At 69.5% G+C, this 23,884-nt stretch carries 22 protein-coding genes and 9 pseudogenes; 19 read left to right on the top strand and 12 right to left on the bottom strand.

Going from position 1 to position 23,884, the window contains the following annotated elements; genetic code table 11:
• Nucleotides 1-108: 108 nt before the first annotated feature.
• The gene (locus BSL84_RS35905; protein WP_159393487.1) at nucleotides 109-585 is read right to left on the bottom strand and encodes a hypothetical protein; all 477 of its coding nucleotides are present in this window, start codon (nucleotides 583-585) and stop codon (nucleotides 109-111) included.
• Nucleotides 586-842: 257 nt separating this feature from the next.
• Between BSL84_RS35905 and BSL84_RS00250 the strand changes: the two genes are divergently transcribed.
• Complete coding sequence (locus BSL84_RS00250) at nucleotides 843-1,256, top strand: contact-dependent growth inhibition system immunity protein (protein ID WP_075969501.1); 414 nt, start codon at nucleotides 843-845, stop codon at nucleotides 1,254-1,256.
• A 244-nt stretch (nucleotides 1,257-1,500) separates the two neighbouring features.
• On the top strand, nucleotides 1,501-2,397 hold the full coding sequence (locus tag BSL84_RS00245) for a sacsin N-terminal ATP-binding-like domain-containing protein (protein ID WP_075969500.1): 897 nt from the start codon (nucleotides 1,501-1,503) through the stop codon (nucleotides 2,395-2,397).
• Here the strand turns inward: BSL84_RS00245 and BSL84_RS00240 are convergent.
• From BSL84_RS00240 to BSL84_RS37715, 3 genes are all read right to left on the bottom strand, one after another.
• Nucleotides 2,312-2,851 (bottom strand): 2'-5' RNA ligase family protein, encoded by a 540-nt coding sequence (locus BSL84_RS00240; protein ID WP_075969499.1) that lies wholly within the window; start codon nucleotides 2,849-2,851, stop codon nucleotides 2,312-2,314. The genes BSL84_RS00245 and BSL84_RS00240 overlap by 86 nt on opposite strands.
• A gap of 220 nt (nucleotides 2,852-3,071) precedes the next feature.
• Nucleotides 3,072-3,488 (bottom strand): DUF4259 domain-containing protein, encoded by a 417-nt coding sequence (locus tag BSL84_RS00235; protein WP_075969498.1) that lies wholly within the window; start codon nucleotides 3,486-3,488, stop codon nucleotides 3,072-3,074.
• Between the two features lie 61 nt (nucleotides 3,489-3,549).
• Nucleotides 3,550-3,885 carry a hypothetical protein gene (locus BSL84_RS37715; protein ID WP_420718806.1) on the bottom strand — a complete coding sequence of 112 codons (336 nt, stop codon included), beginning with the start codon at nucleotides 3,883-3,885 and terminating at the stop codon, nucleotides 3,550-3,552.
• Between BSL84_RS37715 and BSL84_RS36795 the strand changes: the two are divergent.
• From BSL84_RS36795 to BSL84_RS00210, 4 genes and pseudogenes are all read left to right on the top strand, one after another.
• A pseudogene (locus tag BSL84_RS36795) lies at nucleotides 3,880-4,466 on the top strand (transposase); the annotation flags it as partial. The gene BSL84_RS37715 and the pseudogene BSL84_RS36795 sit on opposite strands and share 6 nt — an antisense overlap.
• 50 nt (nucleotides 4,467-4,516) lie before the next feature.
• Entirely contained in the window at nucleotides 4,517-4,843 is a 327-nt protein-coding gene (locus BSL84_RS00220) for a hypothetical protein (protein WP_159393486.1), read from the top strand.
• An 86-nt stretch (nucleotides 4,844-4,929) separates the two neighbouring features.
• Nucleotides 4,930-5,175, top strand: a complete 246-nt coding sequence (locus BSL84_RS00215; RefSeq protein ID WP_075969496.1) for a hypothetical protein — start codon at nucleotides 4,930-4,932, stop codon at nucleotides 5,173-5,175.
• Between the two features lie 68 nt (nucleotides 5,176-5,243).
• Nucleotides 5,244-5,738, top strand: a pseudogene (locus BSL84_RS00210) (HNH endonuclease family protein); the annotation flags it as partial.
• Between the two features lie 257 nt (nucleotides 5,739-5,995).
• Here the strand turns inward: BSL84_RS00210 and BSL84_RS00205 are convergent.
• The 4 genes and pseudogenes from BSL84_RS00205 to BSL84_RS00190 all read right to left on the bottom strand — a co-directional run.
• Entirely contained in the window at nucleotides 5,996-6,283 is a 288-nt protein-coding gene (locus BSL84_RS00205; protein ID WP_045322888.1) for a hypothetical protein, read from the bottom strand.
• Between the two features lie 498 nt (nucleotides 6,284-6,781).
• Nucleotides 6,782-8,545, bottom strand: coding sequence for a hypothetical protein (locus BSL84_RS00200; protein ID WP_079273057.1), 1,764 nt, complete (start codon nucleotides 8,543-8,545; stop codon nucleotides 6,782-6,784).
• A gap of 411 nt (nucleotides 8,546-8,956) precedes the next feature.
• Nucleotides 8,957-10,210, bottom strand: a complete 1,254-nt coding sequence (locus BSL84_RS00195; protein WP_079273056.1) for a DUF2716 domain-containing protein — start codon at nucleotides 10,208-10,210, stop codon at nucleotides 8,957-8,959.
• Nucleotides 10,211-10,497: 287 nt separating this feature from the next.
• A pseudogene (locus tag BSL84_RS00190) lies at nucleotides 10,498-10,707 on the bottom strand (hypothetical protein); the annotation flags it as partial.
• A gap of 34 nt (nucleotides 10,708-10,741) precedes the next feature.
• On the opposite strand from BSL84_RS00190, the pseudogene BSL84_RS36360 reads away from it, so the two are divergent.
• Nucleotides 10,742-10,953 (top strand): annotated as a pseudogene (locus BSL84_RS36360) (transposase); the annotation flags it as partial.
• Nucleotides 10,954-11,053: 100 nt separating this feature from the next.
• Here the strand turns inward: BSL84_RS36360 and BSL84_RS00180 are convergent.
• Nucleotides 11,054-11,314: a DUF7683 domain-containing protein gene (locus BSL84_RS00180; RefSeq protein WP_045322885.1), complete on the bottom strand. Its 261-nt coding sequence runs from the start codon at nucleotides 11,312-11,314 to the stop codon at nucleotides 11,054-11,056.
• Between the two features lie 86 nt (nucleotides 11,315-11,400).
• Here BSL84_RS00180 and BSL84_RS36790 point away from each other — a divergent pair, with 86 nt between their 5' ends.
• The 5 genes and pseudogenes from BSL84_RS36790 to BSL84_RS34515 form a co-directional block, all read left to right on the top strand.
• Nucleotides 11,401-11,664: a hypothetical protein gene (locus BSL84_RS36790; RefSeq protein WP_045322884.1), complete on the top strand. Its 264-nt coding sequence runs from the start codon at nucleotides 11,401-11,403 to the stop codon at nucleotides 11,662-11,664.
• 113 nt (nucleotides 11,665-11,777) lie between these two features.
• The gene (locus BSL84_RS00170) at nucleotides 11,778-11,981 is read left to right on the top strand and encodes a hypothetical protein (RefSeq protein ID WP_075969493.1); all 204 of its coding nucleotides are present in this window, start codon (nucleotides 11,778-11,780) and stop codon (nucleotides 11,979-11,981) included.
• Nucleotides 11,982-12,397: 416 nt separating this feature from the next.
• Nucleotides 12,398-12,958, top strand: coding sequence for a hypothetical protein (locus tag BSL84_RS00165; protein ID WP_159393485.1), 561 nt, complete (start codon nucleotides 12,398-12,400; stop codon nucleotides 12,956-12,958).
• Between the two features lie 42 nt (nucleotides 12,959-13,000).
• A pseudogene (locus BSL84_RS34520) lies at nucleotides 13,001-13,279 on the top strand (helix-turn-helix domain-containing protein); the annotation flags it as partial.
• Nucleotides 13,260-13,457, top strand: a pseudogene (locus BSL84_RS34515) (IS5/IS1182 family transposase); the annotation flags it as partial. The pseudogenes BSL84_RS34520 and BSL84_RS34515, both read left to right, overlap by 20 nt.
• 14 nt (nucleotides 13,458-13,471) lie before the next feature.
• Here the strand turns inward: BSL84_RS34515 and BSL84_RS00155 are convergent.
• Nucleotides 13,472-13,765 carry a hypothetical protein gene (locus BSL84_RS00155; protein ID WP_075969491.1) on the bottom strand — a complete coding sequence of 98 codons (294 nt, stop codon included), beginning with the start codon at nucleotides 13,763-13,765 and terminating at the stop codon, nucleotides 13,472-13,474.
• 170 nt (nucleotides 13,766-13,935) lie between these two features.
• On the opposite strand from BSL84_RS00155, the gene BSL84_RS00150 reads away from it, so the two are divergent.
• The 4 genes and pseudogenes from BSL84_RS00150 (at nucleotide 13,936) to BSL84_RS36780 (ending at nucleotide 19,041) form a co-directional block, all read left to right on the top strand.
• On the top strand, nucleotides 13,936-14,154 hold the full coding sequence (locus BSL84_RS00150; protein ID WP_159393484.1) for a hypothetical protein: 219 nt from the start codon (nucleotides 13,936-13,938) through the stop codon (nucleotides 14,152-14,154).
• A 26-nt stretch (nucleotides 14,155-14,180) separates the two neighbouring features.
• A pseudogene (locus BSL84_RS36785) lies at nucleotides 14,181-14,288 on the top strand (SMI1/KNR4 family protein); the annotation flags it as partial.
• A gap of 591 nt (nucleotides 14,289-14,879) precedes the next feature.
• A complete protein-coding gene (locus tag BSL84_RS00140) occupies nucleotides 14,880-16,517 on the top strand; it encodes a phospholipase A2 (protein WP_159393483.1) in 1,638 nt (545 codons plus the stop codon).
• A gap of 418 nt (nucleotides 16,518-16,935) precedes the next feature.
• Nucleotides 16,936-19,041: a S8 family serine peptidase gene (locus BSL84_RS36780; protein ID WP_234363379.1), complete on the top strand. Its 2,106-nt coding sequence runs from the start codon at nucleotides 16,936-16,938 to the stop codon at nucleotides 19,039-19,041.
• A gap of 452 nt (nucleotides 19,042-19,493) precedes the next feature.
• Here BSL84_RS36780 and BSL84_RS00130 read toward each other — a convergent pair whose 3' ends face one another.
• Nucleotides 19,494-19,892, bottom strand: a complete 399-nt coding sequence (locus BSL84_RS00130) for a hypothetical protein (protein ID WP_075969487.1) — start codon at nucleotides 19,890-19,892, stop codon at nucleotides 19,494-19,496.
• 243 nt (nucleotides 19,893-20,135) lie between these two features.
• On the opposite strand from BSL84_RS00130, the pseudogene tap reads away from it, so the two are divergent.
• Nucleotides 20,136-22,206 (top strand): annotated as a pseudogene (gene tap, locus BSL84_RS00125) (telomere-associated protein Tap).
• Between the two features lie 91 nt (nucleotides 22,207-22,297).
• Nucleotides 22,298-22,852, top strand: a complete 555-nt coding sequence (tpg, locus tag BSL84_RS00120; RefSeq protein WP_075969486.1) for a telomere-protecting terminal protein Tpg — start codon at nucleotides 22,298-22,300, stop codon at nucleotides 22,850-22,852.
• 295 nt (nucleotides 22,853-23,147) lie between these two features.
• On the opposite strand, the gene BSL84_RS00115 is transcribed toward tpg, so the two are convergent.
• Nucleotides 23,148-23,378: a hypothetical protein gene (locus BSL84_RS00115; protein WP_079273053.1), complete on the bottom strand. Its 231-nt coding sequence runs from the start codon at nucleotides 23,376-23,378 to the stop codon at nucleotides 23,148-23,150.
• A gap of 140 nt (nucleotides 23,379-23,518) precedes the next feature.
• Here BSL84_RS00115 and BSL84_RS36775 point away from each other — a divergent pair.
• A pseudogene (locus BSL84_RS36775) lies at nucleotides 23,519-23,719 on the top strand (IS256 family transposase); the annotation flags it as partial.
• Nucleotides 23,720-23,884: the final 165 nt, after the last annotated feature.

Here is a 23,884-nt window from a genome sequence, read left to right as displayed (position 1 = left end):
TACTCCGTCCGCTACATCGCCAAGAACCACAACCTCGCAGTCCGGCCCTCCACAAGGACTTCCACCGCGACGAGCGGGTCCAGGCCGCGAAGCGAAAGCGACCGACCTCTACTCCAGCAGCACAGGCGGGCCCCCGGCCTCGCCAGCGGCCTGCCACACATGAACCGCGTACGTCTCCAGCCCCTCCGCCCCGCCCACGGCTCCCGGCCGTTTCATCGGGAACCGGTACACCCGCAGCGCGTACCGGGCCGGCCCGCCGAGAGGGATCGGCTCGCCCCGCGGCGCACCCCAGAAGTCGTACACGGCGAAGATACCGCTGCGCACCGCGATCGACGCCTCACCCAGCGGCTCCTGCCCGGCCAAGACGGGCGGCGCCTCGTCCCAGACCTCCACCAGGACATCCACATCGAAGTGCGTGTGCACCAAGCTGCCGATCCCGACCGCGTACTCGCCGACCGCCAAACCCCCGGCAGCCGGGGGAAGCTGCTCCATCACGGTGTCGTCCAGCAGCGAGAACGCACCCACACGAAACGAGGCGTACTCGACGTTCGTGGAACGCTCCGCGCTCCAGCAGACTTTGGCCATCCGACCAGCTTGCCAGGCCCCGAGAAGCCCCGCGCGCGCGATCGCGACAAGACATGACGACCCTCCGTATCGACGCTCGGCGACGGCCGCGCGGTCGAACGAACGCCGACCGGCTCGCGCCGCCGGAGTCTGCGACCGCTCGCAGTGCGCTGACATGATCATCATGTCGCAGGGCCATGCCCGAACTCCACGGGGGGCCGGTGTTCGGGCGGACGCCGCACGTCACCTCCACTTAAACCGGGCCGAGAATGGCACCCATGGACCCTCTGTTGCACCTCGACCGTACGCTCGACGACCTCGACCCGCCGCGCTGGGAGGCCGTGCCCGCCAACGCGACACGGCTGGTCCGCACGGTGCACGGTCTGCGCCGGGTCCCGCTCGGCGAACTGCGACCCGCCGACCTGCGCACCCTCCTCGCGCAGCAGGTGGCGCTCCCGTTCGTCCTTCCCCTCGCGGTGCGCCTGCTGGCCGAGGAACCGCTGCTGGACGCCTACTTCTACGAGGGAGACCTGCTGCTCGCAACCGTCACGGCCCCCGAAGGGGCCTGGGCGGCGCTCCCGGAGCTCGAAGCGCGGCTGCGCACCATCGTCGCGGGGCTGCCCGGGGCGGCGGTGAAGGAGTTGCCGCGGGGGAGTGACACGGACCTAGCCCGGTTCATCGCGCGGGGCTGATCCCACCGCGCGGGGGCCGTCAACGTCGGCCGTGCTTGGTGTGGAGCCAGCCGTGTCGACGATCAAGCAGTGACCAGACGCTTCCCGCGGGGCGCGCTGCAGCCCGCACCGAGGACATCTTGCAGGCGCCGCCCTGGCTTCACACCCGGCATCATGTGGCCCCCGCCGTCGCTACCGCCGTACTGTTCAGTGCGCTCGAATGCGTCTGAAGGGGGACACACCCTTGCCGGACCGCAGTGCCGAAATGCGTGCGAAGACGCTCGACCGCATTGCTTCGTATCAGGAGTCCAAGGACCGCTGGAACCTGTTCCGGAGCCTCAAGAACCTCATCGAACAAGCCGTCCGAGACTACGAGCATCGCGCCTTGGTGGAGCTCCTTCAGAACGCCCACGACGCGCATGACGCCGATGACCCCGGCGGCAGGGTCCTGATCAGGCTCGACCACGACGAGGGCCCGCACGGTGCGGTGTACGTGGCGAACACCGGACGGCCCGTCAGCGGCAGCAACTTCGACGCGATGACCTACATCGCACAGTCGGACAAGCGACCGGAGGAAGGCATCGGCAACAAGGGGATCGGCTTCAAGAGCGTTCTCCAGCTGACCGGAGCACCCCAGGTCTACTCGGTCGCCGGGGCGGGAAGCCGGGTCTTCGACGGCTATCGCTTCACCTTCGCCGACGAGACCTCGCTCAAGGATCTCCTGGGCGGCGACGTGACCCTCGCAGCGGAGGTGGCCGCCGACGTCTTCCACCTCTGTCTGCCTGTCCCCCTCGACGGCGTCCCCGACGCCGTGAACGGCTTCGCGGCCGACGGATACGTGACCGTGCTGCGCCTGCCGCTCAAGAGCGAGGAGGCCCGGGCCGAGGCGGCCGAGCAGTTGACCGCGCTGTCCGCCGACCCGCCGGTGCTGCTCTTCCTGCGCCGCATCGGGTCACTCACCATCGAGGAGAGGCAGGACGGGGAGGTCGCTCGGCGCACCCTGGTCCGGACCGAGCGGGTGGACGCCGTCCTCGACCGGCTCACGGTCAGCACGGCACGCGTCGCCACGACCTGCTTCATTCTCCGAGTGCGAACGACGCCCGTTCCTGCCATTTCACACCGTCGTGCACCATCAGTTCAACCGACGCGACATGAGACGTGAACGGGAGCTTGTCGGCGAGGTCGGCCTCGATCTCCTCCAGAACGGCGTCTTCCTGACCTTGAGCGATGGTCAGGTGCGGCACGATCTCGGCAAACCGGCCGCCATACGGCGGAGCCTCAGGCCAACGATCAGCGATCGCCTCCGTGAGCTGCCGCAACTGCGTATCAGGCTCGGGGACGAGATACAGCACTTCCGGGAGACGCCCACACCTCTCGAACCGCAGATCAAAGGCCGGGTGGCTGGCCAGCACGTCCGCGAGAGCGGAGTAGACGAGCGCATCTATTCGGCTCTCATCGAGGAACGGGAAGAGCACGGTGACGTGGGCTGGAACCCCGGCCTGGGCTGAGGGGTCGAGCTGTTCACGCCACCCGCGGACGGACGGCTCCGCCTCCGGGATCCGGACGATGAGGCCCGTCTGGCCCGCCTGAAACGTACTGGTGCTGTCATCTGCCATGACACCGCATGGTGTCACCTCTGTCGCAGACAGCACGGCTCCTTTTCCGCCGAACGATCACGACGGGTCTCCGAAGCCGGTCGACGGGCGGGACGACCAAGGTGCTGCCGTTATGTGCCGTGAACATCCAGAGTGCCGGTGATCACTGACCGCCGCCGGAACCCACGAACAACGCTGTCGGTTGACGGGTTCTGGCACGACTTTCGTGAAGCGGTCGCGATTAGTGATCAGTGGGTGTTTCGAGTGCTTGGAGGATCTGTCGCACTTCCTGGCGCCACTGGTTGGCGTCAGCGCTGTCCACCCAGCCGGTTGTCAGTTCTGATCCGTCCTGGAGAACCCGGTCCAGTGCCAGTTTCGCCGACGCGCGAAGGGAGGCTGGCAGTTTGGGCAGCGGTTCCCTGGGGCCGTCATCGGGGTCGATCACGATGGGGCTGTCTGGGAGGGTGCTGGCGACGAGGGCGCCGGCGGCGACGGCTTCGGCCCCGTCTCCGCCGTCGACGCGTTCCTCTGAGTCGGTGACTCGCTGGAATGCCCTCTCCAGCAGGGCGATGACCTGCTGGTGGGCGAGCCCCTCAAGTTGATCGACGAAGTCTGCGGCGAGGTCGCTGTCGAACGGGCCGGTTCCCCACGTTCCCATGCATGGCTCCTGATACGGCTGTCTCGGACGAAGGCATGGTTCCAGGAGCCACTGACGTCGGTCACGGGGCGAGGAGGACCCGCTTGCGGAGCAGTGTGAAGCCGGCGCGTCCGAACATCTGGCGCTTGAGCATCTTGATCCTGTTGACGTGCCCTTCGACAACGCCGGAGCTCCAGGGCAGGGTCAGGCCGGCGATGACGGCGTCGCGGTCTCGGTCGATGCCGGCCGCGAGAGTGTGGGGGGACTGGGAAGAACGTCCCGGCGGACCGGCTTCGAGCCACTGCGGGAGTCGTTCCCCCCTGCCGCTCGGTGAGCACCCGCCGATGAGCGCGCAGCCCGACCACGCCCCATCACGCAGTACCCCGCGCCCGGCGCGCAGCTGGCCGAAATTGACCATGAGGGCCCCTTGCCGATCACCGAGGGCACCGGGATTCGGTTGACGGTCGCGAAGCTGCCAAGCGGCGGGGTGAACAAGCCCGCCTGGCTCTGGTGGTCGGGCACCGGTGCGGGCCCCGAGGACGTGGATCGGTGCTGGCGGGCGTTCCTGCGAAGGTTCGACGTGGAGCACACGTTCCGCCTGCTCAAGCAGACGCTCGGCTGGACCCGTCCCAAGCTCCGGGACTCCGCCGCGGCCGACCGCTGGACCTGGATCGTCCTCGCGGCACACGCCCAACTTCGTCTTGCCCGCCCGCTCGCGCGCGACCTCCCCGGCCGTGGGAGCGACCAGCGGAACCGTACAGACTCACCCCCGCCCGAGTACGCCGCGGGTTCAGGAACCTGCACGCGCAGACCGGCACGCCAGCCCGTGCACCGAAACCCAGCCGACCCCGCCCCGGCCGCCCGCCCGGCTCGAAGAACAAGCGGCCCGCCACCCGCTACGACGTCGGACGCGTCCTCGCCACCGGCGAGTCCTACACCCGACCGGCCCACCACAAGGTCGGCACCAAACCCCGAAGAACTGGGCAACCGGCAAGCTGAGCTGCCACCCCAGCCTCATCGCCACGACACCGACGATGTTGGATAGCCGCATGGTGAGACGGAAGAAGGAGAAGAAGAAGCGGCCCGACTGGGGCATCCCGAAGGGGATCGTGCTGTTGGCGACGCCAGAGGGCTGGCGCCACAGCGTCCTCACCATGGAAGGCGGCATGCTCTGCGGGCGTCTGGACGTGCCAATCAACACCGATCCACAAGACGCGCGAGCCGCGGCGGCCCGGATGGTGACGGAACTCGCGCGAGACTTCCACGACACCGACGTCGAGGTGAGCTGGGATCCCCCTCGGGAGCCCTGGTCATGGACCGCTCAGGTCACCCTCCCCGCCGGAACCGAACCTTCCCCGCCAGACTCCGAAGGTTAAATCGCAAGCTCAGTGCCTGTTCGAGTACGCCGCTACAGTTCCCCCGTCGACGTCCGGGGGCCCCGGTCTGAATGAGGGGTGGGAACGTGGAGAAGACCTGGTTCGAAGAGGTGTTCCGCAGGAGACCGCACCCGATGCTGCGCCTGCTGGGCAACCTCCTGCTCGGTGCGGCCCAGCTGGTATTCGTAGTCGCCGTGATCACGCACTTTCACAGTGACTGGCGGTGGCTTGTTGTCCCGATGGGGCTCTGGGCGATGCTTGCCGATGGCCGAGGCGTGGCCTTGGCGGTGCAAGACCTTCGGCGGCGCGACCCCGCCCCGGCGCCAGAGTGAGACGACCTCCGCTGGCTGGCCACCTCGGGGTCATGCCCGTTTAGGAAGGACCGGGCCTCGGCCGACTCCGGCACTGGAACGCCGGCGACGTCCCGGCCGACGGCTGCAACACCCGCGCCGAGGTACTGCTGGCCGAGGCGGTCGTGTATCCGGAGATCGGGCCGGGCTGCACCCTGACCGGCGGGGTGTGGTGGTTGTACTACGACGAGCGGGAGGTCACGCCGGCCGGTGCGCTGGACATCGACCACATGGTGCCGCTCGTCGAGGCCTGGGACTCTGGGGCGGCGGCGTGGACGGCGGCGCGGCGGGAGGCATACGCGAACGATCAAGGTCAGCTGGCCTCGCTGGTGGCGGTGACGGCCCGCTCGAACCGGAGCAAGGCCGACCAGGACCCGGCGCAGTGGCTCCCGCCGGCGCCGGACGCGCTGTGCCGGTACGGCGCCGAATGGACCGCGACCAAGCTCCGCTGGGGTCTCGCGGCCGACGAGGCGGAGCGGGAGCGGCTGCTGGACATCGCTGCCGGCTGTAGCGGCACGGACGTGGAGTTCACCCCCGCCCCGTAGCGCCAACGCGGACGGTTTGACGGGGCCGCCACCGCCGACGAGGGGGGCGGCCCCTTTGTCTGTGGCGCCTGCGGTCAGGGGTGGAGGTAGTCGTTGAGGTAGGTGCGGGCCGCGGCCTCGCTCGTACCCAGCGCGGTGGCCAGCACTGTGAGCGGCACGTCGCGGGCGCCGTGGGCAGACTGGGATCAGCCCGGCTCGGCCTCCGGAGGGTAACGGGGGTGTTCGAATGCGATGGAAGGAGCGCGAGGCCGGGTCTGTCAGCGTTCACGCATCCTGGTCCACCACCAGCCGTGCATTGCCCACTCGGTGTAGTTGGGCTCCGGCAAGGTGCGGCGCTCGAATTCCTCATCGATGCGCGTGATCAGTCGACCCAAGTCCCGTTGGGCTCCGGGAGGAAGGTGCAGCATCGCCCGCTCCAGATCGTCACGGGCGTCTTCCACCTCTATCCCAGGCGAGCATGCCTCGGAGGCGTTCAGGTAGCGGCCAGGTTGCTTGAAGGCCCACTCGAAGCGTGAGAGCGCATCCGCGACCGCGTTGGGCCACATATCTTGGTCTTCGACCCGGCGGATCGCTGCACGAGTCCGCGCACTGACACCGCGGACTTGCAGGACCGGGTACTGCCATCGTGGCCGAAACCGCTCTGCACGGACGGCCTTGGGACGCCTACGCGGCATCGCCCTTTCGGATCAACATAAGGCCATCCTGCCACGGCTGGTGCCCGGATGGGGTTCCCACGGGCCCGCCGTGGTCCTGCGGGCCCGTGGGAACCGGGGCAGGCGGGGTCAGGAACGGGCCGGCGCCGCTCCCCGGCCTGCCTCGCGGCCGCCGACGAGGCCCGATCATGCCGTCGACCGCACGGAAGACGGAACCCCTTCTTTCCGGAGTGGGCGGGGAGCCGGCGCGCCGCCGTGCTCGGGTCCCAGCCGCGAGACCCCGCACGGCCCGCATCCGCAGCGGGTGCCCGGACACGCCCCGGGGAGCCCGGGCCGCAGCCGGCCCGGCCCCCTCACCCGTCGGCCTGGTGGCGTATTCGACGGCTCGGGCTACTCCGCATTCCCGCCGGTGACCCGGGAGTACGTCTTCGGGTCGGTGGCGGCGATGCGTTCAAGCGCGGCAGCGGCCCGCACGCCCGGCCGGCGCCCGTCGTCGGGCAGGCGCCAGGTGAGGCGGACCCACTGGCCGGCTTCGTCGCCGACCGGGTCGCGGCCGGCGCCGGGCCCGTACCAGAAGTCCACTTCGACGGTGTCCTCGTACGGGCCGGCCGGGCGGCACCAACTCTGCAGGATGCCCCAGCGGGCCAGCAGGCCGGGCCGCTCCCCGAGCCCGGCCTGGATGAGGCGGGCGGTGCTGCGCGCGGGCCGGCACCAGGTGTCGTCCGCCCGGGCACGGTCGACCTCGGCGTGGTAGGCCGCGGCGTCGAACCGGTGCTCGGGCAGCTGTGGTCCGATGCCGTTCTGACGGGGCCCGTGCCACACGACGTGGGCCCCGTCCCGCCGCACGGTTACGGACAGCGTTCCGCAGCACCCTTCATCGCACTCCGCCGTCGACAGCGTGACGGTGCGTTCCTCGGGCGTCGCCCGCAGCAGGTCCTGGCCGAGGACGTGCTCCGGCGACGGGCTGTGGCCCGCGGGGAACAGACGGGGCACCAGCGGGCGGCCGTCCAGCAGGATCCGGGCCTCCACGTGGCCACCGATCTCCGGATCGTGTTCGACCACGTGGATCCGCAGGCCGTTCGGCGTGGTGCGGTCGAGGGGCTCCCGTCGCATGCGCCGGATCCAGTCGGCCCGGTACCGGTCGCGGTGTCGATGGCCGCCGTCCGGCACCGCCGCCCAGGCCGGGGTGCCCAGCAGGCGCTCCAGCCGCTCCAGCAGTTCCTCTCGCAGCCCCGGAGGCCAGTCCAGGAGTACGGACGCACCGCTGGACAGGTCCAGGGCGAGCGAGAGCAGGATCGCGTGGTGGTCGAGGGTGGGCGGGAGCCGGTCGGCCCGTCGCACCAGCGCCTCGTAAACGGCGATGGCCGGCCCGTAGCCGAGGACCTCGGCGGGGGAGCCGGTCGCCAGCGCCATCCGGGTCAGCAGCCGGCCGCCCTGCGCCAGGACGGACGCATCGACGGACTCGTCCTGCAGCAGGTCGGCGAGGCGGACCGCGAGGGCGATGTGGTGGGCCCGGGAGCTGGTCGTGCCGGGCCCCACGGGCAGGTTCAGCAGCCACCGACGGGCTGCCGGGTCCTCACGTGAGGCGAGCGCGTCGATCACCACGCCGTGATCCTGCGGATCCAGCAGGTCCATGAGCCGGATCAGCACCTCGGTGTCGCACCGTAGTGCCGAGAGGGCCGTGACGACGGGCCGGAGGAAGCCCTGCAGCAGGGCCAGTGTCGTGAGCTGGGGCACGTCCTCCGACCCGCCGAGGCGGCCGACCAGGTGGATTCCCGCCCCCAGCGCCGTCGGATCGGATGCCGTACGGACCAGCTGACGGCCCAGTGCGAGGGCTGCGGACTCGTTCGTCAGGGGCAGCCGCGCGAGGGGATGGTGCACGAGGTCCGGGCGCACACCCAGCTGGGGCAACCGCCGGTCCAGCGTTGCCGCTGCCCCGACCGGATCGGGGTCGTCCACAGCGGGACCGAGCAACTGGGCCAGGAGCCGGGTGGCTTCCCTGAAGCGCAGCGCGGAGCGCAGCCGGTCACCGGGCACCGGGTAGCCGTAGGCGGGAGCCCGTCCGTCCGGCTCGATGCCGCGGCGGAACAGGGCGTAGTCGTGGAGGGAGGTCGTCTGGGAGCGGAGCGCCGGGCGCTCTTCGCGGGCGCTCACCGGACGGGGCGCGACTCGATTCCGTAGATCATGTCCCGCAGCATGCCGCAGTGATCACCCGGCGTCCAGCGAAAAAAGATCGACCGTCTCGGGCCGATGCTCGCGCTCCAGCCGCGCAGAGGCTGCGTGTTGATCAACGCCACGCGCGGGCGCACAGCGCAAACGTGAGCAGGTCGGGAGTGCTGTGCGCCACAGCCCAGGAATCACAGCCCGACAAGTCCAGTGTTCATCGGACAGGTGCAGTGCTCCGTCACGACGCACCTGTGACTGCCGGCCTTAGTTGGCCCCTCCCGCCAACTACACCACTCAGCTTTCACGCCCGTTGTGCGGCTCGGCGGGCTGCGGAACCGCGCCGACCTGTGTGGCGTTCGGGTCCCGACCTGAAGACGAGGACGGGGACCCGGCCACCCGTCAGCCGCGGCGTCTGACCGGCTCTCCGAGCAGCTCGGTCAGTTCTGCCTCGACGGCGGCGAGCAGCGGGGGCCCCCAGACGGTCAGTGTCTGTTCCCAGGGGTGGCCGAAGGTGCCCAGGCGGAGGTCGTCGGTGAGGTGGAGGTAGTAGTCGCCATTGGGGTAGGTGCCTTTGCCGGGTCGGGGCGGCCGTCCGGGGAGGTCGGTGCGGCGGGGGTCGTAGCGATAGCCGTCGTGCTGCCAGTCGAGCCAGTAGACGAACTCGCCGGGCTTGGTGGCTGTGAGTAGTCCGCGCTGGACGATCGCGTCGATCTGTTCGGGGAGGTCAGGGACGGGCCGGTGGTGGGCGTGCAGATGCCAGACGGCGGAGGGAACGGGAGCGCTGATCGCGGGCAGGGACGTGGTGCTCGGCTTGAAGTCGAATTCAGTTTGGAAGCGGTCCCTCAGTGGACCGTCGTCGTGGAGCCAGTCGAGGAACTGCGCGGGTCGGGTGATCTCGGGGGTGCCGGTCGGGCGCCAGTGGTAGGAGCGGACGGTGGCCGCCTCCATGAAGCCGGCCTTCAGAAGCCGCTCGCGCAGGAGGCCTCCGGCCTCGGCGAGGAGGGGACGCGAGCTCTGCGTGCGCCAGTGGGCGGTGCAGCCTTGGACGAATTCTGCGTCGTCGCTGCTCAGCCCACCGACGACTTTGAAGGGACGGGTCAGGTCGGCGTAGACCCAGCCCACGGCGGTGACCTCGCGGTGCTGCAACAGGACGTCGATGTAGACGTCGCCGTCCTCCGAGGCGCCGTCGGCGATCATCTCCGCGTAGGGCACCGCGTGCGGGCCGGGGGAACCGACGGCGATCCCCCAGGCGCGTTCGGCTTGCTCCCGTACCGCGTACAGGCTGCGGATGTCGTTCCGGGGCTCCACCAAGACATCGGGCTCGCCCGGCAGCTCCTCGGCAATCAGCACGGAACGCTCCCAGCCCGGGGTGAACCCAGCCGCGGTCAGCGCTCGGCTCAGGTCCGGCGCATCGTGCCCGTACACCTTCCACTCCACGGGCTCGCCACGCTCTGCGAAACCTTCCTGCTGGTGGCGCACCAGCCCGGCGATGTCAGTCCCGGGCTTGAGGGGGGCGTGCTCGACCGTGCCGTGCGTCCCGTAGTGCCGGCGTACGACCGGCCCATCGGCCCGGACCACCACCCCGACCGGATGCCACGAGGGGACCCGTCCCCGCAGCCCGTCGTATTCCGCCCACCGCTCGCCCATGTCCATGCGCGGGAGCCTAGACGCGGCTCGGAGGCGCCTCGGCGTGAGGACCTTGGGGGTACACGCTTCGGGGCAGTTTTCCGACCATCCGTACGTGCAGGTCACGGGTGTCCCGAGGGCGGCAGGGGCCCTCTGGAACACTCATATTGGCCAGCTGTAGTTGACCACTGAGCGTTGTAGCTGGCCGGAGCCGCGCAACGGCGTCTACCGGCCGATCTCGAGTCGATCGTGCCGTCTGCGCGAGCGTGGGAGGGGAGGGTCCCGGCTTGGCACAGGCAGGAGCTTCGGGCCTCCTATTTGGTCGCTCGGGCCGAGCGGGGTTGCGCGCGCAAGGCAGGCAGCCGGGCGGTGTCTTCGGCTCCGGCCAGACTCTCGCCCACGGTCAGCAGCGAGAGGAGCCGCACCGGCCGGCCGGCGGTTGCCGCGGCTTCCAGTTTGTGGTGGCCGTCGAGGAGGAAGTGGGTCAGGCCCCAGTGCACTAAATAGTCGTCTCCCCGGTCGATGCCCGCAAAGGGGTCGAGTCCTCACAGCGGCTGGAAATGCATCGGCGTCCGCATCGCCCGCAAGGGCATCGAGTCATCAGAACGACTCGGCCGCCGCCGGAGGGTGATCGAGCGGGCCATGTCTGGCTCACCGGCTACCGCAGACTCAACCACCGCTACGAACGCCACCCCCGCAACTACCTCGCCTTTCTCGGCCTCGCCGCAGCCATCTGCTGCTACAAGCAATTCCTCCGCCTCACCGCATAGGACACGAGCTAGAAACACAGCGTTGCTCAGGGCTGAGAGCGGCGCCGGTGACGGGCAACGTGCACCGACGTTGCCGCCAGGACGGCGTCGGCCGGCGGGCCTAGTCTGCCGCGTAGCACCCTGTCTGGTAGTCGAGCCCGGGATCGGGTGGCCCACACTGCAGGATCGCGTCCACGGCCGGCCACAGCTCGATGGGCACGTCGTACCCATCGAACATCCAAGGGTCGTCCGCGTCGGGAGTGATCACCTCACGGAGTTGCATGATCTGTTCGCGGCCGATGGGAAACTCGGTGCGCAGGAAATCGTCGACCTTACTGAACCCCTGAAGGACCCACACGGCCCCAAGATCTTCCGAAGACATCCACGGATCGTACCGACATCGCCCCGAGGTGGCCGACCTTCGCCCGCCGCTACGGCTTCGACATCGAGCGGCCGGTCCAGTGGGAGGTGGAGGCGCTGGAGCCGGACGAACTCCAGCGCCTGGTCCTCGCCGCCGTAGACCCGTACATCGACCGCGACATCCTCGCCCGGGAGATTGCCCGCGAGGAGCAGCAACGCCGCGCGCTACGCGCCCGCCGGTCTCCTGCCACCGCACATAGGGGGAACGGCCAGGGCGGCAAGGTCATCGCCTACGAAGGTGCCACCGCTCCGTGGATCCAGCTCGGCCAGAGCGTGACGCCCGCCGCTCCGGGCGACATGACCGGCGACTAGAATCACGACCTCGTCGCGATCGACGCCACCGGCAAGCTGCGCCTCTACACGCCACGGGTACCGGCGCCCTCGGTACGCACAGCATGGGCAACGGCGGCCGGTCGGTATCTTCCGTGGCGCACCGCAGCGACCGGACCGGCGACGCTAAGAAGGACATTGTCCCCCGCGTCGGCGGGGAACTGCGGGTCTACCGGGTCGTCGGCGCCGGCGATGTCACGAAGGACGGCCACCCCGACCTCCTCGTCCAGCACTCCAACAAGCTGTACCTCTACGCGTCCATCGCGATGAGGCGGGCGGCGGTGGGAACTCGATCATGACGGCGCCGGGGATCTCGGAGGCGTAGCGGCGGCCGATGTCCTGGAAGTCGGCGACTTCGAGTGTGCCGATCCCGACCAGGGTGGGGACCGCGACACCTGACAGGTCGCCCCGCACGACGCCCTGCGAGTGCTCCCCGACGACGTCCTGGTTCACAAGCGACGTAACTACGTAGCGATCTTCATCCCTGCCAGAGAGCAAGCCCCACGGACCACAGGTTAAACGGCAAGCTCAGGACACGTCGCTCGACTAAGGGCTGTCCCGGAATCCAGTGCCGGGCTGGAGCGCCGCTACCCCAGAGCGGGAGGTGGCGGCTACTGACCTGACGCTTGCGTTCGACGCCCGCCCCGGGAAGAGTTCCGTCCTGCGGACGTCGTTCGGGGCGGGGCGTGGGAGCAGGGGCAGAGAGATGTGTGAGATGGACGCGGCGGTCAGAGAGGCTGCCGTTGCTCGGTTCCTCCGCGAATATCCGCTGATGGAGCAAGCTGCATGCGACCACCCCGCGCTGCTGGGCTGCGCCGACGTCGACTGGTCGCAGATTCCCGGGTGCCCTGCCGGGGTCCCGGTCCTGCTCCGCGGTCTCTTGGATGAGGTGGCCGGCCCTGCGGCTCTGACCGTGCTGGAGAACGTCCTGATGAACAGTGTTTTCCACGTGAGCGCCGTGATGCCGGCCGTCCTGCCCTTCCTGATCCGCCTGGCAGCCGTCCCTGACATCGCGGTGCGGTCCGGATTGGTCGACTTCCTGGTCGTCGCCGCGGAACTGTCTTCGTCCGTCGACGCCGACGATGAACGCCAGGTGCTGCTGTTCGGCAAGGACTCCGATCACCCGGAACGCGAGTGGTGCAGGGCCGCCTTCGCCGCACACGCGTCCGCCCTGCGCGCGTTGCTGGAGGACGGAACCCTTCCGGACGGACTGATCAGCGCGGATGACCGCGAGTGCCTGCTCAGGGCTGTGGAACCGCAGCGACGTCCTTCCTGACTGCCCGCTGACCGGCACCGCGGCCCGTGAAAAGACCCTGCGGTGTCTGGTGTGATCACGGCGTCGGAGCCGTCCTGGATAGCCCCGTTCACCGGGCTGAGCCCTCGCTGTTTCAGCACGTTGGTGACACAGCTGCGGCGTGAAGGAGCTGACGCGGTCCGCAGGCCGGCCGTGGGGCATGCCGCCGGAGGACCGGGTGCTGTTAGCCACGGCGTACTGGCGCACCAACTTGACGTTACGGCGCTCGCACCACTGTTCGGCGTCTCGAAGTCCGCGGCCAACCGCATCATCAGCCACCGTCAACCGCAAACGCCGCGGCAGTGAGGGCGGCCGGCCCACCGGCTTCGACAGCGAGATCTACAAGCGCCGCAACGAAGTCGAGCGGACGATCAACCGGCTCAAGAACTCCCGGGCTGTCGCCACCCGCTATGACAAGAGGGCCTACGTCTTCCACAGCACCGTCACCACCGCGGCTGTCCGGTTATGGCTCCGAGGCTGAGCCGGCCTGCAGCCTCAGTCCCCGAGGAACCACAGGTACAGGCCCTGTCCGGCGAGAACCACCTGACCCAGCTCGATCAGCTCGCGCGCGAACTCATCAGTCAGCACGCCTGCAGGCAGCCGCGGTACCTCCTCCAACAGGGTCGACACCTGCCGGTGGTTGAAAACGGTGTCCCCATACGGCAGCAGGTGTCCCAGCATCGGGAACACGGCCTGATCAAGACCAGCCAGCTCAGGACCCCAGAGCACACCGTGCTTCGCGCGGGCCTCGATCGTGCCGCTCTCGCCTCGGACATGGAGGTTAATCACGGTCAGACCCTACGGCCTTATGATCCGCCGGACACCCCCTAGCCGCTCGTCGTGCACTTCTCAAGGTGGCCGGCCCGTTCGCGCGGCACACCCCCCGTGGTTGTCAACCTCTGTGCCGGGCCGGGCGGCGTTGAGCGGCCCTTCGGGTGGCGGCTGCCAAGGTGGGGGGCGTGCCTATTCGTCGTGTTCGTGTGGTGGCCGTCTCGGCCGCCGTCGTCGCCATGGCCGCTGTTGCTGGCTGGGATCCGGCTGCTCTCCTTGGCCGGTCGAAGGCGAAAGAGGCGGTTGTCCGTGTCGACCAGTCCGGCTACGTCACGGGCGAGGTCAAGGTCGCCGCGGTCATGGGGGATGAGGAGGCGCTGGCCGGCGCGGGTTTCGTGGTCCCGTAGGGTGACAGGGACGAGAGAAGAGCACGATGGATCCCCGCATACCCCGCCTGCGTCGCAAGCTGGCCGCGATCCCTTTCCAACCCCTGCGCAGTCACTCCTTCGGGGAAGAGAAACACGAGTTTCGCCTCGGTCCGAATCGGCGCAACCGGCGAGATGCGCAGTCGTTGTGAGGGTGGGACGCACACCGCCCCTGGGAATCCATCCGTTCCCCCACGGGTCTCACCAGGGCGGGTGCGCATCCTGACCACCTGCACGTGCAGCGGCCCCTCGTCGGGACTTGACCTGGGGCCGGGGCGCGGCCGCGCATGGCGGCGGCGGGTGGTCAGGCAAACCACCAGCCCGCCTCGGCGGAGCTGCTGATCAGGAAAGATCTCGTGCATAGCGGAACGCCTTCTTCCCAGGCGGGAAGACAGCGATAGGTGCGGTGCCTGCACCCCCCGGCCGACAGCCAGGCCCGGCAAGACGCGGCGATGCACCGAGACGATCACTGTGCCGTGTGAAACCTCAGGCCGCCCCACGCTGTGCACGACGGCGCTACCTCCCGCTGCTGCCCGCGGATAGATTCCAGGCGTCCCCTCCGCAGGAGGGGCAATTCGGGCCGTCGGCCGGCCCGTTAGATGGACAGTCCATTCGCAGTTCTGTCCGCACCGATCCGTTCGGATCATTCACACTTTTCTCACGAGGGGGGACTCGTGCGCAGAAGAAGTGCGCTTCCAGTGTTTGCCATGGTGTCTTTGTCTCTGCTGCTCCCGCAGCAGATGGCCGGGGCGACACCTGCGGCAGCATCACCCGCGGCGGGGTCCGCAGTCGTCGATCCACCGCTGGCCGACGGCCAAGTCCAGCAGGTCGGTCCCGGTGTGTACTCGACGGCGGACAAGTCGTTCGAGATCTACGAAACCGATGTGGCAGTGGGCCTGATGAGCCGCAGTCACACCGTCACCGTTCAGCCGGACGGCGTGTCCAGGCCAGAGTCCGCACCGGTGGCCCGTGCGGACATGGGGATCTTCGGCCCGGGCTGGGAAGCTGAGTTCGTGGGTGGCCAGCTCAACCGCAAGCTGGAGCAGAGCGGCAATACGGCCGTCGTCACCGACCTCACCATGAACGCCGCGGCCACCTACGCTCTGAAGAGCAGCCTCGACTTCCCGGATGGGGGCGGCGTCAGGAAGTACGCGACCCCCGAGGGGGACACCCTCACCGAGACCACCCGGTTCAACGAGGCGACGGGCACGATGGTGTCCACCGCCGTCGAGAGCGCCAACGCGGCCACCTCGCTACCGGACGAGGACCTGTCCGCTGACGCCGATGCGACCGCGCCCAGCAATTTCGCTCAGCTGGCACCGACCTACACCTGGAAGCAGGTGGGGACTGGAGCCAACAGCTGGCGCGTCACCGGGGTTGGTACTGCCGCCAACAGCGCCCTGTCCACGGTCACGTACGACACCGCGGGTCGGGTCGCCACCGTCAAGGACGCCGAGATCGGGGAAACCACCTCCCGGCTCCTGACGGTCAAGTACTCGACCGCCACCACGGCCACCGGCACGACCCCCGGGGAGTTCACGGGCCGAGCCAGGGAGATCACCCTCACCGACGGCGCCACGGTGCAGACCCTCGCTCGGTACTCCTACGACGCCACCGGTCGACTCCGTTCGGTGGCCAACCCGGCCGAGGGAATCGACGCGGCTTCCTCGTATTCCTATGACACCACCGGGCGGGTCTCCGCCGTGGCTTCGCCGGCCAACGGCAACTGGGAGCTGACGTTCCCGGCCGGCTCGGCCTCGCCGAACGTCGAGCCCGTCGGTCCCGCGCGACCGGCTGCGGACGCACCGCTCGAAGGAGCGGGTGGGATCACCGACCCCGCCGCCGGCCCGCTGCCGACGGACTTCATCAACGGAGAGATCACCGACCCGCAGGCCTACCCGCGCCACTGCTCAGCCGCGACGGACTGGCTGTGGTACCTCAAGAGGAACTGTGCAGCGTGGGCTGCGCACTACGGCTGGCACAAGCCGACGTTCAAAACCACGCCGACCAACCACCGGGTCGTGGGCATCAACTACGACGGTTGCAGCACCCCCGGCCCCAACGTCAGCAGGCCGGGCGGCTTCAACTTCCGCACCGCGTGCGACATGCACGACTACGGCTACGGGCTCATCGGCAACACGTACAAGGGCTACTCGTACTACCTCGACCGGAGCAAGAAGTCGAACGTCGAGAACGCTTTCCACACCACGATGAAGACCTACAGCTGCAAGGCGTACTTCATCCTGAGGCGGCCGGGCTGCAACAACTGGGCGTATGCCTACTACAAGGCCGTGAGCAACCAGAGGTGGGGCGGCAACCCGAAGAACGGCGCTGACGCCACGTAAGGGCGCCGACTCTTTCCCACAACGTGCCATACATCAGCCGGACCGGGTGCGGCCGGGCATGACGGGGCCGGGGCGGAACCTCTCCGCCCCGGCCCCACCCCTCCGACCAGCCCGTGCACCATCTCGGCTGCCTCGCTTCGCCACCTCGGCATCGCTGCGATCCGAGTCGGGTCCCACGAGACGAGTCAGGACGCGCCCCGGCCGCCGCGGCATTTCCCTTGCAAACGACGGCCGACTGAACTGGCACAGCCGTGATGACGACGAGGTCCCTCGGCGCTTCGGATCGGTCCGTGCAGCCGCGCCGCTCACTCCCGCGGCAGCTGCGGAGCCACCCTCGGCGGCCATGACCCGATGCCGCCGGCCACATTCTTCCTTCCTGGTGCGAGCTCGCACCCGCCCTATGTTCATGGAGCAGCAAGTGAAAATTCGCATGGGCGGATTGGTCGCCGCCGCAGCAGCGGCCATGGTGATCACCGCGATACCGGTGGGCATCAACCCCCTGTCCGGAACCGCCACCGCCTCCGCCGAGGGCGGCGGACCGGTCGACCCTCCGCTGTTCGACGACACCCAGGACGGCGGGACCGTCCGGGTCAACGTCGTCACCGGCCAGCGGGCCGACCTGGCTTCCGCTGCCGGTGCGGGCGAGACCCTCGTCTCGTACGACACCCTGCCGATGGTCACCCTCCGCGTGGACAGGGCGGGCCTCCAGGAGCTGAACACCAGGCCGGGCGTCATCAGCGTCACCGAGGACGTCCCGGTCCCGCCCACACTGAACGAATCCACCCTCAAGATCGGCGCCGACCAGGCCGTCGCCGCAGGCAAGACTGGCGCCGGCACCGCCGTCGCGATCCTCGACACCGGCGTGGCCGTCAACCACCCGTTCCTCTCGGGCCGCGTGAGGACCGAAGCGTGCTTCTCCGTCAATGACGCGGAGTCGGGCGTCTCGAGTCTGTGCCCCAACGGTTCCGACCAGCAGGACGGCGCCGGCAGCGCCGACGCCGACAGCGGCCCGTGCGTCACCACGGGCATCGACTGCTCTCACGGAACCCACGTCGCCGGGATCGCCGCCGGCAACGGAGCCGGCATTGGCGGGGCACCGCGGCACGGTGTCGCGCCCGGTGCGGACATCATCGCCGTCCAGGTGTTCTCCAAGTTCGACTCCGACGACTTCTGCGGAGCGGGGATGAGCCCCTGCGTGCTCAGCTACACCAGCTCCCAGATCAAAGGTCTGGAGAAGGTCCTCGCGCTGAAGAAGGCAGGGACCAACGTCGTCGCGGCCAACCTGAGCCTGGGCGGCGGGCACTACACAACCCCCTGCGGCCAGGACTTGCGTACGGTCGTCGTGGACACCCTGCGTGCCGCTGGCGTTGCCACGGTCGTGGCCGCCGGCAACAGCGGTCACACCGCTGCCGTCAACGCTCCCGGCTGCGTTCCCTCCGCGATCACGGTCGGCTCGACCACCGACGACGATCAACTCTCCGCTTTCTCCAACCGCGGACCGCTGCTGGACCTCCTCGCCCCCGGCACGAGCATCATCTCCTCGCTTCCCGGCGGCGGCTACGGTTCGAGAAACGGCACCTCCATGGCCGCCCCCCACGTCGCCGGGGCCCTCGCAGTGCTGAAGCAGACCTACCCCGCGAAGAGCATCGACCAACTCGAAACGATCCTCAAGAACGACGGCAAGGCCATCGCCTACGAAGGCGCCACCACTCCGCGAATCCAGCTCGGCCAGAGCGTGACGCCCGCCGCTCCCGGCGACATGACCGGCGACAAGAAGCCCGACCTCGTCGCGATCGACGACACCGGCAAGCTGCGCCTCTACCCCGGCACGGGTACCGGCGCCCTCGGTGCGCACAGCATTATTGGCACCGGCGGCTGGTCGGGATCTTCCGTGACGCACCGTGGCGACTGGACCGGCGACGCCAAGGAGGACATCGTCGCCCGCGTCGGCGGGGAACTGCGGGTCTACCCCAACCGGGGCGACGGTACGCTCGGCGCGCATATCAAGATCGGTAGCGGGCTTCCCACCACCGCCCAGGTCGTCGGCGCCGGCGATGTCACGAAGGACGGCCACCCCGACCTCCTCGTTCAGCACTCCAACAAGCTGTACCTCTACGCAGGTGCTGCGGGGCCCGCGCCGTCCGTCGCCGCCCCCGTCATCATCGGCACGTCCGGGTGGGACGTCATGGACCTCACCGCCCCTGGTGACGCCGACCACGACGGCCGCGTCGACCTGCTCGCCCGCGACACCCGGGACGGCATCCTCTACCACTACCTCGGCCAGCCCGACGGAAAGACATTCAGCGACCGCACGGAGTACGGCCGCGGGTACACCAACGCTTTCCGGCCGCTGATCGCCGGCGCCGCCGACGCCAATCGAGACGGCATCGCCGACATGTGGGCCACCGCCGCCGACGGCACCCTGAAGTTCTACAAGGGCGACACCTCCATCCACGGCCCGGTCGACGGCCCGAGCATCCAGGTCGGCAGCGGCGGCTGGGGCGCCATCAAGTCCATCAGCTGACCCGGCCCCTCGCGGCTGCACGACGTTCCCAGGCGGCCAGGAGAGCCACCCACGCTTCCGGCCGGGAGCGCGGACAGAATGCATGTCGGCGTGGGCCGCCGCCACCCGGTGGTGGCCCACGCGCCGCCAGCTGTCGAAGACAGCCACCCATGTGATGTCCGGCGATGAGCGGTGTCCGACGACTCGCCATCCCTCACGAAGGGACGGCTGCCCGCCACGGTTCGCTGCCGCCATCCAGATCCAGGACGACGCCCCGGTGCCGGACGCGTACGCGGTCGGTGAGGAGTCACGGGGCAGCACGGTGCCCGACACGCGGTCGTCGCCCGCCCGCAACTGGGTCAGGCCGACCGACCCATTGCCCGGACACCGTCGCCTGGACGGTGATACTGCCGCGTGGGACGTGGCCGCAGTCTGTCCGCGACGGCGCGATCATCGAACCTTGACCGCCCTGGTCAGACTGTTCCCGGGGCCGCCGACTGCTTCGCACCGTCAGCAGGCTCGGGTGCCGCCCGGGGGCTGGAGCTGAACTGCTCGCCGATGTTGTTCCACATGAAGCCGTCCTGCCAGTTCGGCTTCGCGGCTGCACAGCCGAACACTGCCACGAGGACCTTCTCCTGGGAAACGGTCATGGTCTGGAAGTGCTGCTCGGCCCCGCCGTCCCGGTATTCGAGCTGGTAGGCGTTGTTCTCACGCAGCAGGACCTGGATGTACCAGCTGCCGGGCAGTTCCTCGTCCACCCGCTCCACGATCAGGTGGGCGTTGCCCCGCCGCAGGTTGGCCAGCATCGCTCCGATGGCGGGCTTGGTGGCGCGCTTCACCACGTGGCCGAGTTCGTTGGTCGCTATCAGCATGGCCGGATCATCCAACAGGGGACTGACACCGCCTCGTGAGGCTCGGACCTGGGCGGTCAAGGTTCGATGGCACGAACGGTGCAGTGGTCCAACTTCAGTGGCAATCGGTCAAGGATCGGTGGCACACGACAGCCTGGCTGACACGCATCACCGCACCCGCTCTCGCGTCCCGAAGTCCCGCGAGGTTAAATCCAAGGTTAAGAAGTGCCGGAATCTGAGGTTAAGACACGCTAGGGTTGGCCTATGCCAACCGAGGATGAGCTGTTCGCGGCCGTGGATGCCCTGCTGACCGGTGAGCCCGAGATGCCGCAGCCGGCCGAGCGGGCCCGGCTGCGCGAGGCGGCCGGTGTCACCCAGGCGCGTCTCGCCCAGGTCCTGCAGACCACGACACAGTCGGTGAAGAACTGGGAAGCGGGCCGTTCCGAGCCGCGCCCGCCGCGCCGTCAGGCGTATCAGCGGCTGCTGGATGGCTGGGCCGCCCAGCAGCCCACCCGCCCGAACACGCCCGTGCCCGCCGCGCTCTCCGGCACGCCCGCTCCGGCCGCTCCGTCAGCGGAGCCCGTCAGCCCGGCCGTTGCCGAGGTCCCGATCCGTCCGGCGGCTTCGTCACGGCGCCCGGCCGCGAAGGAGGCTGCCAAGCCCGCCACCAACCCGGCCGATCCCCGCTTTGCCCACGGTCCGCTCGCCGTCCTCGACGGCGACGGCAACGCGTACGCCGTGAACGGCATCGTGGTGGACTGCCCGGCCACCACGGTGGTCGAGCTGGTGGAGTGGACGCTGAAGGAGTCCGGTCTGGGCGCCGCGCGGCTGAACCGCAGCGGCAAGGACTCCGACCCCCTGATCGTGCTCACCGCCTCCGCTGCCGTGAAGCTAGGCCTTCCCGAGCGGCTGGAGGGGCGGGAGGAGCGGCGCTCGCTGCGCTTGGCGGAGGACCACCCGGTGGTGAAGCAGATCGCCAGGGCGAAGTGGCAGCTCACGCAGCGCGGTTTCGGCCCGTGGCCGCGGATCTACCGCAAGGCCCAGGGGAGCGCGCGGCAGTGCGTGCAGCTCGCGGTCCTGTCCTGGGATGCCCTCGACACCCGCTCCTGGCCGGGTGTCGCCGACATGGCTCCGGCTGACATTGCCCGCGTCCTCGGCGCGTACGCGCAGCGGGTCATCACCCCCCGCGGCTCCACCGCCGTGTCCGGGCTGGAGCTGATGACCGCGCTGCGCCCGCCCACCCGGGCCGTGCAGGAGAACGGCACCTGGGTGTCGGGCCACAACCCGGGCAGCCTCGGATCGGAGCCGATGGACCCGGCGCCGCCGGAGGCGATCGCCGAACACCCCGTCGTGGTGAACTCCGGCTGGACGGGCGGCTTCCTGAACGAGGAGGCGTACCAGTGGGTCCGCGACCCCGGCCTCCTCTCGGACGAGGAGTGCCTGCTGCCGTACGCGGTGGGCCTGGACCTGAACACGGCGTTCCTCGCGGCCGCGGCGCGACTGACGGTGGGCCTGTCGGCGCCGGACCACTTCCACCGGCCGGTGTTCAACAAGAAGATCCCCGGCTCCTGACTGGCCGACCTCTCCCACATCGATCTCGATCCGCGTCTGCCGTCGCCGTTCACCCCGGACGGCACCCGGCCGACGGGCCCGGCCTGGTACCAGACCCACACCCTGGCCTACGCCGAGGAACTCGGGCACGAGGTCCACCCGATCGAGGCCTACCTGCGCCGGGAGACCGGCGCCTACCTCGACCCGTGGCACGACCGGCTCAAGACCGCGTACGTCGACACCCTGGCCGACCTCGGCGTCACCGGACCTCACCGAGGCCGAGTTCCTGGCGGCGATGGAGCACCACAAGCAGGCCGACCCCGCGATGGCCGCCGTCCTCGCGGCGATCAAGGCGACGGTCAAGGGCGGTATCGGCAAGCTCCGCGAACGGCCCCAGGGCCGCACCTACCGCGACGGCGACCCCTGGCCCGCCATGCAGCGCCCGACCTGGCGCCCCGACATCCGCGCGGCCGTGATCTCGAAGGCGCGGGTCAACATGCACCGCAAGCTCGCCAACATGGTGAAGCTGACCGGCCTGTACCCCCTCGCCGTGCTCTCCGACTGCGTCGTCTACCCGTCCCCGGGCGCCTCGCCGCTGGACTTCCTGCCGTACGCGGCGTCGGGCAAGCCGCTGATGGGCGGCTTCCGCCTCGGCCCCACCCCCGGCCTCGCCAAGCTGGAGGGCGTGCAGCAGTTGGCGTGGGCGGTGGACCTGATGGAGAAGGGTCTGAACCCCGCCCGCCACATCAAGGGCGGCGACGCTGTCCTCGACGACGGCGAATAGCATCGAGCCGTGGCCTCCGCGACCGGAGGCCACGGCTGACAGACCGCTCACCGTGTACGACTCGGACACCTGTCAGGAGCGCTGAACCGCTGTGGGAGAGATCGAGGACGCCATCCTCCGCGCCGACCAGGAGGCTTTCACCAAGGACCCACCCAAGACCCTGAAGGGCCAGATCAACTTCCTGCTCAAGCAGCTTAAGACCACCCGCGCGGTCGCAGCCGAACTCGGCGTCAGCCAGCGGTCCGTCGAGCGCTACCGCAAGGGCGACCGCAAGACCCCGCCCCAGCCTGTCGCCACCCGCATCGAGGCGGCCGTACGCGCCCGCTGGCAGCCCGTCGTACGCGGCCGCCGCCGCAAGGAAGCCGCCACCAGCACCGGCATCACCGTCGAGACCCGCGCCCGCTTCGGCTACACCGCCCCCGTCGGCACCACCGACGACGGCCGCGTACGCCGCCTCACCGTCCACCTCCCGCCCGCCTACGCCCAGCGCCTGTTCGACGCCCGCGCCCGAGGCGCCGACGACCGTGATCTGCGCGGGATCGTCGCCGAGGGCTTGCAGGAGATCTACTTCAAGGACGGCGGCACCCGAGCAGACGAACTCCGAGTCGAGTTCACCGACATCGACTACTTCGACGTCTCCTTCTGACACCCGCCACCAGGCCCGCCCCGGTAGAACCGCACCCGGACCATGAGCACCTGTCCGGGTGCGGCTCACACCCATGTCCGCACGTCAACACCGGGCCTGCCTCGGGAAAAGGGTGCAATGGTGCTGCGGGGAGTTGCTCTCGGACGGGCCGCTCCCGGCCCCCGTGGCGCTGTCGACCGCGGGCAGGAACCCGGCCGCTGTCACACATAGCTGGTCACCGCCCCGGTCGACAGCATCCACCCGGCCCCGGCCCAACGACCGCATTCACGGCCGAGGGTGAACTCAGCTTCCCTGGCTATGCCAGGCGCTTCTTCGGAGCGGGTCGGGCGTCGAGGAGCGCCCACCAGGCGTGGCCGTCGTGGTCGGTATGGGCGCCGCACGCGTCCACGGTGCGCAGCACCGCCACCCCCGCCGGCACGGCTCCCGCCGCGTCCTGCTCACGGGTCTGGTGGTTGAGAGCCATGACGAGAATCTTGTCGTCCTGGTCGGCGAGGTGGACGCTGAGGCGCTTCCCGCCGGCCGCCACGGCCGTGTGGACCAGTCCGTGGACTGTCTTGAGGAAGTCGTGCTCATCCAGCAGCGGGTAGTCCCACGCGGCGACGGCGAGCGCTGCCTGCGCGGCGGCCTTCTTCGCCGCCCAGCGGTCCGCGCGAAACGCGCGGGCGGGTCAACGCGCGCTACCGGCGCTCGGTCAACGCCTGCGGGCACTTCCCGAACGAGACCGCCGCCCTCAAGCAGCTCTACCTCACCACCCTCGCCCTCGACCCCACCGGGAAGAGCCGCAAGCGGTGGACCAGCCGCTGGAAAGAGGCGATGAACGCGTTCGACATCGCCTTCGACGGCCGCCTCTCCGCCGAACGAGTGTGAGCCAACCAGACCAACGAGAAACCTCTACGCCAACCGAGTGGTGAACACCGCTTTCGTGGCTCTGTCTCACTTCCGGTGGTGACGGAAAGGCATGGCAAGAAGGCCTGTTGAGCCGAGCAGGCGCCCGTGTCAGACCCCTGTCCGTGTCAGACCCCTGTCCGTGTC

The sequence above is a fragment of the Streptomyces sp. TN58 genome (assembly GCF_001941845.1).
Classification (GTDB): domain Bacteria; phylum Actinomycetota; class Actinomycetes; order Streptomycetales; family Streptomycetaceae; genus Streptomyces.
Note: the sequence above shows the minus strand (reverse complement) of the source record. Positions and strands in the feature narration are given on the sequence as shown.

What these genes read in the sequence shown, in the direction of transcription:
- BSL84_RS35905 (WP_159393487.1), bottom strand. Translation starts at nt 585, where the DNA reads ATGGCCAAAGTCTGCTGGAGCGCGGAGCGTTCCACGAACGTCGAGTAC.
- BSL84_RS00250 (WP_075969501.1), top strand. Translation starts at nt 843, where the DNA reads ATGGACCCTCTGTTGCACCTCGACCGTACGCTCGACGACCTCGACCCG.
- BSL84_RS00245 (WP_075969500.1), top strand. Translation starts at nt 1,501, where the DNA reads ATGCGTGCGAAGACGCTCGACCGCATTGCTTCGTATCAGGAGTCCAAG.
- BSL84_RS00240 (WP_075969499.1), bottom strand. Translation starts at nt 2,851, where the DNA reads ATGGCAGATGACAGCACCAGTACGTTTCAGGCGGGCCAGACGGGCCTC.
- BSL84_RS00235 (WP_075969498.1), bottom strand. Translation starts at nt 3,488, where the DNA reads ATGGGAACGTGGGGAACCGGCCCGTTCGACAGCGACCTCGCCGCAGAC.
- BSL84_RS37715 (WP_420718806.1), bottom strand. Translation starts at nt 3,885, where the DNA reads ATGGTCAATTTCGGCCAGCTGCGCGCCGGGCGCGGGGTACTGCGTGAT.
- BSL84_RS00220 (WP_159393486.1), top strand. Translation starts at nt 4,517, where the DNA reads ATGGTGAGACGGAAGAAGGAGAAGAAGAAGCGGCCCGACTGGGGCATC.
- BSL84_RS00205 (WP_045322888.1), bottom strand. Translation starts at nt 6,283, where the DNA reads ATGTGGCCCAACGCGGTCGCGGATGCGCTCTCACGCTTCGAGTGGGCC.
- BSL84_RS00195 (WP_079273056.1), bottom strand. Translation starts at nt 10,210, where the DNA reads ATGGACATGGGCGAGCGGTGGGCGGAATACGACGGGCTGCGGGGACGG.
- BSL84_RS00180 (WP_045322885.1), bottom strand. Translation starts at nt 11,314, where the DNA reads ATGTCTTCGGAAGATCTTGGGGCCGTGTGGGTCCTTCAGGGGTTCAGT.
- BSL84_RS00165 (WP_159393485.1), top strand. Translation starts at nt 12,398, where the DNA reads ATGGACGCGGCGGTCAGAGAGGCTGCCGTTGCTCGGTTCCTCCGCGAA.
- BSL84_RS00140 (WP_159393483.1), top strand. Translation starts at nt 14,880, where the DNA reads ATGGTGTCTTTGTCTCTGCTGCTCCCGCAGCAGATGGCCGGGGCGACA.
- BSL84_RS00130 (WP_075969487.1), bottom strand. Translation starts at nt 19,892, where the DNA reads ATGCTGATAGCGACCAACGAACTCGGCCACGTGGTGAAGCGCGCCACC.